Annotated in this window: 5 protein-coding genes and 3 pseudogenes; 5 read left to right on the top strand and 3 right to left on the bottom strand. The window is 54.4% G+C overall.

The window, feature by feature from the left end; translation table 11 throughout:
- Together ACLD7X_RS14290 and ACLD7X_RS14285 are read left to right on the top strand one after the other, a co-directional pair.
- Positions 1–253: pseudogene (locus ACLD7X_RS14290) on the top strand (hypothetical protein); the annotation flags it as partial.
- Between the two features lie 42 nt (positions 254–295).
- Positions 296–1,410, top strand: a protein-coding gene (locus ACLD7X_RS14285) for an IS3 family transposase (RefSeq protein WP_411424327.1) whose coding sequence is annotated in 2 segments (ribosomal slippage) — positions 296–557 and positions 557–1,410 — 1,116 coding nt in all. Because the reading frame shifts where the segments join, the coding sequence is not laid out codon by codon here.
- A 522-nt stretch (positions 1,411–1,932) separates the two neighbouring features.
- Here the strand turns inward: ACLD7X_RS14285 and ACLD7X_RS14275 are convergent.
- The 3 genes from ACLD7X_RS14275 to ACLD7X_RS14265 form a co-directional block, all read right to left on the bottom strand.
- Positions 1,933–5,757, bottom strand: a complete 3,825-nt coding sequence (locus tag ACLD7X_RS14275; protein WP_411424326.1) for a class I SAM-dependent methyltransferase — start codon at positions 5,755–5,757, stop codon at positions 1,933–1,935.
- Between the two features lie 108 nt (positions 5,758–5,865).
- Entirely contained in the window at positions 5,866–8,871 is a 3,006-nt protein-coding gene (locus ACLD7X_RS14270) for a rhamnan synthesis F family protein (RefSeq protein ID WP_411424325.1), read from the bottom strand.
- The gene (locus ACLD7X_RS14265) at positions 8,868–9,764 is read right to left on the bottom strand and encodes a glycosyltransferase (protein WP_411424324.1); all 897 of its coding nucleotides are present in this window, start codon (positions 9,762–9,764) and stop codon (positions 8,868–8,870) included. Before ACLD7X_RS14265 ends, ACLD7X_RS14270 begins: the two co-directional genes overlap by 4 nt.
- A 325-nt stretch (positions 9,765–10,089) precedes the next feature.
- On the opposite strand from ACLD7X_RS14265, the gene ACLD7X_RS14260 reads away from it, so the two are divergent.
- The 3 genes and pseudogenes from ACLD7X_RS14260 to ACLD7X_RS14250 all read left to right on the top strand — a co-directional run.
- The gene (locus ACLD7X_RS14260) at positions 10,090–10,461 is read left to right on the top strand and encodes a leucine zipper domain-containing protein (protein ID WP_411424323.1); all 372 of its coding nucleotides are present in this window, start codon (positions 10,090–10,092) and stop codon (positions 10,459–10,461) included.
- Between the two features lie 24 nt (positions 10,462–10,485).
- Positions 10,486–11,627: pseudogene (locus tag ACLD7X_RS14255) on the top strand (ISAs1 family transposase).
- A gap of 50 nt (positions 11,628–11,677) precedes the next feature.
- A pseudogene (locus ACLD7X_RS14250) lies at positions 11,678–11,947 on the top strand (transposase); the annotation flags it as partial.
- Between the last annotated feature and the right edge of the window lie 118 nt (positions 11,948–12,065).

Here is a 12,065-nt window from a genome sequence, read left to right as displayed (position 1 = left end):
AGCGATCCGGCCCAAGATCAACCAACAGCTGCACTCGCTGCGGCTGCCTGATCACCACGCTGCGATCAGATCACAGGCCTCGGGATTTACACCACTCCAAGGGACGCGACCCGACTACCGCGACCTGCTCGGAAAACACGGGATCGCCAGCAGCATGTCCGCCAAGGGCTGCTGCTGGGACAATGGCGTGGTGGAGAGCTTTTTCTCCACCCTCAAGCTGGTGACGTGGCCCCCGGAAACCGGACCAGGGTGAATGAGAGTCCTCAGCCGGCCAGACTGGGCCGGGGACTCGACCATGAAACGCACCAGGCACACAGCGGAGCAGATCATCCGCAAGCTCAAGACCGCCGAGCAGCTGATCGCCCAGGGCAAGACCGTCGCCGAAATCTGCCGCGTCATCGAGGTGACACAGCCGACGTATCACCGTTGGCGCCAGCAGTACGGCGGCATGCAGGCCGAGGAAGCCAGGCGGCTGACCCAGCTGGAGAAGGAGAACGCCCGGCTCAAGAAGCTTCTGGCAGAAGCCGAGTTGGAGAAAGCGATGCTCAAGGACCTTGCCGAGGGAAACTTCTGAGCCCGGAGCGTCGCCGCAGAGCCGTTGCGGTTCTGCGGGAGCGCTACCGGGCATCAGAGCGCCTGGCCTGCCGTGTTGTTGGACAGCACCGCAGCACCCAGCGCCATGCCGGCAAGGTTGTCGACATCGAGGAGGCCAAGCTCCGGCATCGTCTCCGCGAGATCGCCTCTGAGCACATCCGCTGGGGCCGGCGCATGGCCTACCGCCTGCTGCGGCGCGAGGGCTGGACCGTGAACCACAAGCGGGTGCAACGGCTCTGGCGCGAGGAAGGCCTGCAGCGGCCCACTCCCAGAAAGCGAAAGCGGGCACGACCCGCTGAGGGCTCGGTGCGGCGTCACCGGGCTGAGCATCCCCACCAGGTGTGGGCCATGGATTTCCAGTTCGACGCCACCGCCGACGGCCGCAGACTCAAGTTCCTGAACGTGATCGACGAGCACAGCCGCCTCTGCCTGGCCATCCGAGTGGGCAGGCGGTGCAAGGCCAAGGACGTGGTGGCGGTGCTGGAGGAGCTCACCAGCCTCTACCCGGCCCCGGCGTTCATCCGATCGGACAACGGGCCGGAGTTCATCGCCCAGGCCCTACGGGACTGGTGTGAGGCCAGCACCACCACCAGCACGGCCTACATCGCGGAGGGATCCCCATGGGAGAACGGCTTCGCCGAATCGTTCAATGGCCGCTTCCGGGATGAGTTCCTCAATACCGAGCTGTTCACCACAGCTCCGGAGGCACAGATCCTGGCCGATCGTTGGCGCTGGGAGTACAACTCACTCAGGCCGCACTCGGCCCTCCAGGGGCGTACGCCCCTAGAGGCAGCTCAACAGGGAGCTGCCGCATGACCACGACCACCCACTCTCATAAGCACTGGACCGATAAAGGGGGTCACGTCACTGGAACTGGACCTCGATGACGATCGGGACATTCTGATTTCTCCTGAGCAGCTGCAGCGCAATCTGGCCTTCTGGATTGAGGACTACTACAACCGAGAACGGCGGCATTCAACGATCGGTTACCTCAGTCCGATCGACTACGAGCAGGAGTTCATCGCTGCCCGTACACTCAACCCTGTGAACTCCTGATCGGTGTCCACGAAATCGGGGGAAGCCCAGAGTTTGCCGCCAAACGGCATGAAGAAGTCTTCGAACGAGAGCTAATAACGATGCTCAAGCCGATACATGTGGAAAACTCCGGGCCGCATTTGGGCTCAAAACGGCACGTTGAGGCACATTTTACCGCCAGAAACTACTGACATCCATTGTGCTGCAGTGTATCTGACCATATTCAAGAGGCCCCAAGTAGAAAAGCTGCGGCTTCTTAGGCGGTTGTTCCGCGAACTCCCAAGTGTTTAGCCAGGTGAACAGTCAAGACGAATACTTAAACAGAGCGGAGAGGTCTGCATCAGACAACACAGCCATGTCCGAATGGCGAAAGTCCCGCGTATCGAGCGAGGGCATGTTGTTACTGGTAGGGGCAGACGAGACATGCGCAAGCGACCGATTCACTATAAAGGCGACAATAGACTCAAAGAACTGCAAGGACCACACCGCCCGCTCACTCGGCCTGTCAGTAACAAACTGTGAGTAACGATAGTTGATTCCATCAACGATGCTCTTCGCATACGAGATAAAAGATACGGGGCTGGGGCCACCGAATTCGGCCATGTAAGACGAATGGGTGTCCTCAACGACCAGCATTCCGCCGTCACGGACATGTTGAAGCACATTGGCTGCAGTGACGATCTGCTGGGAAAAGGTGTGCCCGCCATCATCAATAATTATGTCCACGGGGCCCAACTTGGCAAAGAGCTCCTCCCAGAATTTGGGATCAGCTTGACTGCCTATGTAAATTTCGAAACCCTCCTTCTCAAGCCACTTGGCTTCTGGGTTTAGATCAATGCCGATGATCCGTGCGGAGGAGCCGAAATAATCTCGCCACATGAACAGCGATCCGCCGTTTAAGACTCCGATCTCTACGATCGTCACATTCCGATCGATGAAATGCTCAAACAAGTACTCGTAAACCGGGAAATAAGTATTGTGCCTGATGCTCAACACTGGTGCTTTTTTGTAGCAGTTCTCGATCACAGCGCCTTGGCGCGCTCGGGCCAGAGGCACATCTCCTGAAATAGCAGACTGGACTGGTCGCATGCCAAAGCCCTTTGAAAGAAAATATGCGGCCGCAAATTCCGACTTGGGAGCGGTCATGGCCCGCCATGCTGCAAGGAAGTCCGCTCCGGGTGGAGCCGGTGCTTCAGTGCGCAGGTACGGGTAGAGAGAAAAAGAGTGTGCCTCAGTATCTGGCTTCACATCAGACAAGTAGCGCTCTGCATTTCCAGTCAGCATGTAATCAGGTGCGATAAGTGCCGCCATCTCCGGATGCATAAAAAGACTGCGAAGGTGGATGATTTTTGAGAATACCGCGCTTAGATGTTTCAGCATCATCCGAAAGAAGGAATCGCCGAAGATCAATAGCGTTGCGTCATTTGCGGCAGCGGGGTTAAGCAGGATATCGATCATCCCGTCGTTGAAGCCTCCTGGGCTACGCAGTTCAATGACGGGCCAGTCTGCGTCAAGTACTTTGGCCTCCTGAAGCAACGGTGGAGAGAACTTGTTGCCCAAATCACCAGACCAACGCTGAATCCGACTGATCCGCGACTTTATGTGATCCAGTGTCGCCGCGGCGTCAATGCCCAGCTCATCCAGTATCAACCGCATGACCTCTAGGGAGCCATGATCTGAAAGGTGCGTGTCTAGGGGCGTGAATGACGAAGGCTCAGCAACCTGCCGCAAAGCATCCGCAGGATATATCACACTAGGCCGAAGACTGGCAGGCAGACTATAGGTATAGAGTTCGCCGAGACGGTGAACTGGCTGATACGGGAAAGAGTCAGAAAGGACCGACTGCTTATCAGGAAATATAACATGCACATATGGTGCGCGCAAAGAGTGAGAAACGCGGCGACGGGCCGCGATATTGCTGCGGAATGCCTCGACAGATCTCTGGGATGGCTTCAGTTCACCTGTGGCATACTTTAGAACTGAATGGTTGTCACCGGTTAGGAACGCATTACCTTCGTCGGTGAGAAGAACGTCTTCCATCAAGGCTTTCGTGGTTGGCAGTCGGCTATCGGAGGCCGCTGCGAGCTGCCGTGCCGGTACCGCGCCCGCAGCTATCTGTTCCAACATGTAGACAATACCGGCCCAAGATGGCATGCCGGCCGGACCCTGCTCAACCATATGCGTGGCTAGAACCGGAACAAAAACCTCGGACACCGGTGCCTTGCTCGCCTTCACGTAGGAGTAGCGAGGAGTCTCGCCACGCGCAGTGATTGCTTCTTTAGTGCCTTCCTCCCAGTCCACGACAGGCAGATCATGCCAAAATGCGAGAGAAGTGCAAAATGCACGGGCCAAGTTCGGTGAAATGTCATGCCCCCCAGCTGACAAAACTACCGGAGTGCATTGGTCTAGCGGCACCTCTTGCATGATCTGGAAGATAGTGGGCTGGCCCGCTACGTGCGCTAACGGTGCGAGCACCAAGCCCGCCTCTGCCAAACGCGCCATCCCGAACTCTCCCAAGTAACCCACGATTGTGTCGAGCCACACTGAGCGCCCTGTGATGAGCACCGGGCTGCCCTTGGCGACCGATACCTGACGGGCGAGCGCTAGTAGCGCAGACTCAACCTCGCTAGTCGCTTCCCGATAGGCCGTGATCACATCTTGTCCCCGGCACAATGCTTTGTTTAGAAAGATGTAGCCAATCTGCGAAGGATGACAAGATCTGTCAATGAAAAGACGCCTGATCTCATGCATCGGCCAGCGTAACAATGGAGCCATATCTACAATCTCAGCACTAGGAAGCCAGGCAACAGTTTCGCAGTAGTTGAAAACAGGATGCAAGTAGCGGCGATCACAAATATGTCGACCAGAAAGGCGGTCGAATACTTGTCGCCCGAACAAATCCCATAAGATAAGTCTTGCATTCTCTCCGAACGCCTTATGCCAGTACTTGATGGCTGCTAATCCGCGCTCCCGCATGAAGAGATCATTTTCACGGGTCATTGCGCTTGGATGGATGCCCAAATAGCTATCCTGAAAAAGGAGGTAAGCCTCGTAATCGGAAGCACGTGCGATAGCATTTCCAAACCGAAAGTCACCAACCATGACACCAACTGTGCCTCCATTCTTGATAGCATTACGGGCGGACTCGAAGAGGTATTTCGACCAAATGGGCGCCCCACCTAAGCCGATGAATTGCTCATGCTTCAGATCAGAGGACACGACCCCATCTCGAACGTGCCATTTCCACAGAATAACGTGACTGGGGCCAACTACGACCGTGACTTTTGGCGTTGATTCTTCATTATGGTTTAGTTTATATTTAGACGCCATAAGCGAAGATGCTTCGAGGAGGCCCTCGAACTTGCTGATATAGTAAGAATACCCTTGTGGGTTTCGGTCATAAATCTCTGGATGCGGATGATAACTTGTGATTTCGCGTTCACGTCCCTCAGATATTTCTTTGGCTTCAGGATACTTTACGCCATGCCAGTGGACTATCGAGGCTTCACTATTGCATCCCCAGTAGGGCTTCCAGTTGAAGACTGGTGATAAACGGTCAATCTTATCTCTGAAGTAATCGTTTAGATGTCCCTGGTGATACGGATCTCCCGACAAAGCCCTAAGCCTACCCCTAATTATATTCTCGATAAGACCTGGGAGCTCAGCTCTTAACCCATGATTGTTAATCAACATGACGCCAGAGTTTATGTGAGAATAGTTTTCTACATCAGACTCAGGTGCAGCAGCAAAGTACATTGGATGGCAGCCAGAAAAGTCTGGCTGACGCAAAAACATGACATCAACATCTACGTAGAGAGACAGTTCGTCCTCTTGGTTGAGAAGCGGAATATCAAGCCTTAAAAACGCACCGCTTGCGACATCAAAGTTGACTTGAGCTTCCTTGCATGCGGCCCCTAACTCATCTTTGAACGATAGTTGATGCCGAAGGATAGTGCACCCAAGTTCTTCTACAACCCGAAGGATGTCATGCGATGACCCATCGTAAAGAAGGCAGGGCTCTAGGTCCGTATTGTGAATACATGAATAAATTGCAACTACTAAATGCTCAAGATACCGTTCGCCAAGCGTGGTCAGTCCGTGCTCATTGATGCAGAAGTATGCTTTCACGGGTTTCTCGGCAATCGATGGATGGGTTAATCAATATTACCAAGTGAAAACATCGTACCGCACTTCTTGCGTAAGGGAGGATGCATGTGTGAACATATTGCTTCATGATCACCACATTAGGCTTTCGCTATGCATGGCACGCCGAGACGCAATACTTTCACGGTGACGTGCATTCATATAGGCATCGATCGTTGTGTTGTTTGGACGTGGTGACATGTCAATGCATATTTCTGGATCAACCGGAGCGCTGGCCAGCATGCCGCTGTCCGCAGCAGCTGCATCTGCGAACATGCGTTCGATCAGATGCTCTAAGCCCCCATCATTAGCTCCCGTTTCCGAGCCAAAATGAGAAGTGTTTAACTGAGCCAACGGCTGTAAGCAGGACGGGCGGACCCAGAACATCGTGCCTGCAAAGAACTGCCCATTATCAGGGCGGAGTTCGCCGATCAAGGCATCAGCCAGTATGCCACCATCGTGATAGGGATAACTGTATAGAGGCAATAGGAAGGGTTCTGGTCCCACCATGTTTAGCTGCGGTTCGGCGCTAAACTTATGGAGGATGGCTGAGACCCTACTTTCACTCCCAAGAAGGGCGTCAAAGGTATCCTTACGCCAAATCTCACCATATTCGGGGATCATGTGATTTGAACGGAAGTAGCCACGCTTCGTCTGAAGCTTCAAAATGACGTCATAGTCTTTATCAATCAGCGTCGGCAGAAGATCCATGAAAGGACCAATGTCACGTCCACGATTGACTGACGCATAGAACAGGGAACTCGGATAAGCCTCTTGAACCAGCTCTGTGATTCGCCGAGCACCCCAATCCGGCATGGTCACAATCAAGTCAAACGGCTCTTTGATTGCAGCAAGTCGTATCAGGATATCTGGAACCAGATCTGTGTAATATAAATGCGCAATAACTGCGATGCGGCATTTGCTGCTCAATACAGACTCTCGAAGCCGGCGTAAATCCTTCTTGCGTTTTAGTTCAAGATCCTTGGGCAGCAAATAGACTGGTGCGGGCAGGGCTTGCTGGCCCTTATCAGCCATGGAGGTAATCATCCTCTCAATCGTTTCGGAATCAAGATTTTCGCAACCGCGCCTTGGGCACCTTCCTTCGGTTATGCCGTACATTGCGTAATGCTCAATTGGATCAATCGATGCTTTGCGCACGTCCTGGTATTTGCCTAAATAATATTCAGGATCTACTAACTGGCAAAGCCTTATAATATCTTTGCGAGCTTGTTGGTTGTTCCACGCGCCACTGATCCAGTCAGCAAATGAATCGCCATAGACATCCAAAATATATTTTCTGATGCGCCGAGATATGGCCCCATATGCTGATAGTTCCTCAGAGCTTATTTGCAAAGCAGAAGATATTCCTTGTAAGTCGTATTCTAAGTACTTTGCACAAACGCACAAATGGCTCAACATGCTCTCTGCTGAAGTCCTGGACAGCTGGGCTTGGGGTGAGCGCCCTTCCTCGATACCCTCCAGTGCATAATGGAGAACTGGATCAACGCCAGCATTTTCCAGCTCAGGATATCTTTTAAGATAATAATCTTGATCAACAATAGACCCAATAGACACAACTTCGAAACGCCCTGAGCTTGACATCCATTGGTCGGTTAGCCATTGTTCAGTTTTCAAGGCCAACCATTTTGCCCTCAGCTGTGAGATGCTCGGCAGGCGTAGTTGGTACCCTTGTGCAATTGAGGCTAAAACTGTCGACCTATTATTAGTTACTAAAGAGGTTCCCTTGGCATGCGCCGAATTGAGCCTAGATCCTGCGGCTTCCGAAATACCCCAAAACATTCTTGATCTCGCCTCTGCTAATTGTGAAGGGTAGAGGGATCGCCAAAACTCATTAGCGTAACTAACGGGATCTGCAGCGCCGTACTGCCATGCATGATGGACTATACCAAGCCTGTCGCAAGAGAGTGATGCGTAGTCAAGAATCTTGCCTGGCTGTAGATAACCACCAAGCATGAATCGACGCAGTATGCCAGCCGCATCAAGATAGGATTCAAGATCAAATCTGCCTAGTAGAACGTCTTCCAGTGAAGGGAAGACCCCACTTGCCTTGTATATTGCATCGCCCATTACCACTACAGGCTTATCGTAGTAAAGCGCTTCGAACCCGACAGAGCTATTAACCGTTATGACCAAATCTGCGAGCGCAAGGAGTCTCGCTGCTGGAATCTGATGGCCTTCGTATAGCTGTAACCATATGACGTCTTTTATCCAAGGTTGCAACGCGGTGCGGGCTAATGTGTTTTCAAGTTTCGCTCCCTTGCGGTGCTTTGATGCGGGATGCGGCTTGATAATCGTTAGATACCCGGCTTCCGATAGCTTCGGGACGACATCGAGAACAACATCCTTTAAGGTCGCATAGGGCGAGAACCGAACTAGATTGGCATCGTCAAACAGTTGAAGAGGCAGGAATGCGATCTTCTGGTTGACCAAACGAGATCCCAGTTCCCCTGGGAGAGGGTCGAACTGCAGGGAATAGCCAGTGCTCTGAGTATCGCTTGAAAAACAGCCCAGCGACTCGTGCTTGGAGAGTGACCTTCCGTTGACTATGCCACGGAGATCTTGCAAGCCTAATTTGGAAACCACGCTAGACCCGTTAGTACCGAAGGGATCCATGACCAAAGAGTCAAAGAATGGGGGGCGTGTGCAGCCAAGCTCCAAGGCCACCCGGGTGACAGGGTGTTCGTCAAGAAATCGGTTGACGGCCCCATTTTCCCCCCAGTGAACGATTATTTGAAAAGGGAATTCGTTCCAAATCCTGCGAAGCATGTTCAATTGTAGTTCCGCCGCCTCTCCCTTGCCTCTCATCAGGTCATGCCACACGGCAAGACCTTCGGGTACCCAGGGTACCTCTAGGTAGGACTGGAGATCGGCATCTTCGATTTCAGTTGTTGGGACAAGCCTGTTACTATAAGGCTTGAGTCTATCTTTGATTTTTTTGAATGTTGGATTGTTGGCAAACATGCGAACATCATAATCCCCTGGCGAAACAAGAAATGTGGAAAGTCTTGCCGCGACATCACCAAAGTGGACTAGCGAATCCCGGATTGGGTGTGGTTCGACATAGATCAAGACTTTCATGATAAGCCTGCAAGCCTTTTCAGGGCCTTGTTGAATACCATATTCTGTACAAGATTAAAGTTTTGGCGAGCAAGATCTATTCTTGCATCTTGGTCTAAGGGTTTCGAGAGAGCCTCGTACCAATCATCCATGCTTTCCGCCAGGGTGAGATGGTCAGTCCCGATTGAACTCATGTCAGGGATTGGGGTCGCAATTAGCCTGCACCCTCCAAGCGCCGCTTCAAGGAATTTGACGCGTGATTTGCATCTGTTGAAATCGCTATGCTCCAATGGGGCAATAACTGTTGAGCATTTTGACATCAGCGCAGGCAGGTGCTGATAGGCCACGACATCCGCGATTCTAACGTTTGGCAACATGCTCAGTCCGCGCGGCATGGAAACTGGCCCAACGACCAGCAGGCTGAAATTGGGGTTCTCACAAAGCACTCGATATATTGCTTCTTCCACAATAGGGAAGTCTTTGTCGTGGCTGCGCGTTCCTGCGAAATAGCCAATGGTAGAGGAAGGACGCTTGAGGAATGGCGTTCCGATGGCTTTGTGAATTGAGTTGATTGAGGGTGGGATTACATTTGGCGCTTGGAGCACTTTGGCATATGGATTAAATTCCAGTACTCTATCAACAAGTGGCCCCGTAGATACTGTTACTTTGTCAAACTGACGCATCCCATCAAGATTACATTGGAACGCCTTGATGGCCTGTTTATTGCTCAGTGTTCCGTTCTTTACTGCTGATGACGCCAGCGCTAGTCGCTCTCCACCAAATATTAAATCATCGTAATCAGCGATTAGTGTCGCCCCATGCTCGCGAAGTGTGGCTAGAACACGAAGAAATCCTTCGCGTGCCATATTGGGGCGATGGAACACATAGACATCGTGGCAGAGTGGTGGATCCATGAAGAACCGAGAAGCCGCGATGACAGTGCAGTCATGACCTTCGTCTCGAAGCGCTTCTGCTGGATGATAGCAGCGATAGCGAACCGAAGGATCCTCCAGGGGGGCATTAGATCGGCCCGTCTCGCTAACGAAGCAGAAGGACATTTTCTTGGCACGTCGTGCATCCATTAGGTGCTAAAAAGTGGCCCAGCACTCTTGTTAAGTGTAGCATTTAATTGGTCTGCTGCGTTCCAGGCGTGTGGTCCCACCACGTTGTGAATCTGACGATTGGGTGTGAGGTCGCCAGGGTCGGGGTGTCACCGCCCGTCCCAAGACCTCGCCTCCCATGCATAGCCACCCACTGGCCCGACTGACGCCGATCAGTCGGCAGCGTCTGATCCGTCGGCACCTCGATGTGGGCGTGCCCCTAAAGGCCCTTGCGACGCAAGCCTGGATCAGCCTGTGCAGCGCTTACAAGTGGCTGGCGCGCTTCCGTGATGGCGGCCCCACTGCCCTGGCGGATCGACGGACTGTTCGCCGCAGCCAGCGGCGGACGCTCGATCCGCAGCAGCTGCAGCAGGCTGTGGATCTACGGCACCAGCGCTGCATGCTCCGCCGCATCGTCAGGGCCCTCAAGGCGCCCCTCTCCACCGTCGGGAGGCAGGCTGCTTCAAAGTCCGCCAAGGGTTTCCTTGCCGAGACTGCGACCATGGGTTGAGGTCGGCGGAATGGCCTTCTCCCTGTGCCCGAAAGCGCCTCTGCTGCAACCGATCTCGATCTGATCAGCTTCCTCAAGGCGATCCCGGACGCCCGGATGCGGCGTGGGGTGCGGATTCCGGCCTGGTATCTGCTGCTGGTGGCCGTGCTGGGGATCCTGAGCCGCTGCCAGAGCTTGCGGGATCTGGAGCGCTTTGCCATCCGCCACCACGGCGTGTTGACCGAGGCACTGAGCCTGGAGCTGAGGCGACCGCCATCGGATTCCTCGTTCCGCTACTTCTTCCTGCAAGTGGACGTGGCGGCACTGTGCGCGGCCATCCGTGACTGGACGATCGCCCAGATCCACGGTGGTGCAGCTGATCTCGACCAACTGATCTGCGACGGCAAGACCTTGAGAGGATCGATCGAGCCCACCGCCGGTGGCGGGTCGGCCTTCATTGCCCAGGTGACCCTGTTTTCGGCTGCCCTGGGCGTGGCGATCAGCCAGGCCTGCTACGCCATCGGCCAGAACCACGAGCGGGCGGTACTCAAAAAACTGCTCGGTGAGCTGGATCTCGAGGGTGTGCTGATCCAGGCGGACGCTCTCCACACCCAGAAACCGTTTTTCGGCAGCTCACAGAGCAGGGGGCCGACTTCCTCCTGAGCGTTAAAGCCAACCAGAAGACGCTGCACCGCCAGATCCGTAGCCAGTTTCAGGGGAAACTCCAGATCCCTTTCGTGGCAACGAATCAGGAGATCAGCCATGGTCGCGACATCACCTGGACGCTGCGGGCCAAACAGGCGCCGGAGCACATCTTCGAGGCCTGGATCGGCACCAGCTGGATCGTGGAGGTGCTCGCGGAGGGCACCCGACATGGCAAACCTTTCCTGCAGCATCACTTCTTTCTCACCAGCCTGCGGACTACCCCAAAAGCCCTGCTGCAACTTGTGCGAGACCGCTGGAGCCTTGAAGGGTGGCACTGGGTCCGGGACACCCAGCTCCATGAGGATGGCCACCGCTACCGGGGCAATGGCGCCGGAGTGATGGCGGCGCTGCGACCTGCAGCGATGAACCTCTTACGCCTCGCAGGTTTTCAGTCAATCCGCGCTGGAATGCAGGCGGTGATGCACGACATCACAGCGCTGTTGGCGATGGCGCAGTACCAGCCTGAGCTGAACCCGTGCTGAAACTTTGAATCAGCCCTGCCTACCGGCCAGACTTGGCCAGGAGAAGCCCCATGAAACGCAAGCGCCACACCCCCGAGCAGATCATCCGCAAGCTGCGCACCGCTGAGCAGCTCCTCAACCAGGGCCAGACCGTCGCTGACGTGTGCAGGACCCTGGAGGTGTCGGCTCCCACGTACCACCGCTGGCAGCAGCTTTACGGTGGCATGAAGGCCACCGAGGCCAAGCGCCTCAAGGAGCTGGAACAGGAGAACAACCGGCTCAAGCGATTACTCGCTGACGCTGAGCTCGATAAAGCGATGCTCAAGGAGCTGGCCGAGGGAAACTTCTGGTCGCGTCCCTTGGAGTGGTGTAAATCCCGAGGCCTGTGATCTGATCGCAGCGTGGTGATCAGGCAGCCGCAGCGAGTGCAGCTGTTGGTTGATCTTGGGCCGGATCGCT

Source organism: Aphanothece microscopica RSMan92 (genome assembly GCF_046613545.2).
Lineage (GTDB): Bacteria > Cyanobacteriota > Cyanobacteriia > PCC-6307 > Cyanobiaceae > NIES-981.
This window is presented reverse-complemented; position numbering and strand designations above follow the sequence as displayed.

What these genes read in the sequence shown, in the direction of transcription:
- ACLD7X_RS14270 (WP_411424325.1), bottom strand. Translation starts at nt 8,871, where the DNA reads ATGAAAGTCTTGATCTATGTCGAACCACACCCAATCCGGGATTCGCTA.
- ACLD7X_RS14260 (WP_411424323.1), top strand. Translation starts at nt 10,090, where the DNA reads ATGCATAGCCACCCACTGGCCCGACTGACGCCGATCAGTCGGCAGCGT.
- ACLD7X_RS14265 (WP_411424324.1), bottom strand. Translation starts at nt 9,764, where the DNA reads ATGGATCCACCACTCTGCCACGATGTCTATGTGTTCCATCGCCCCAAT.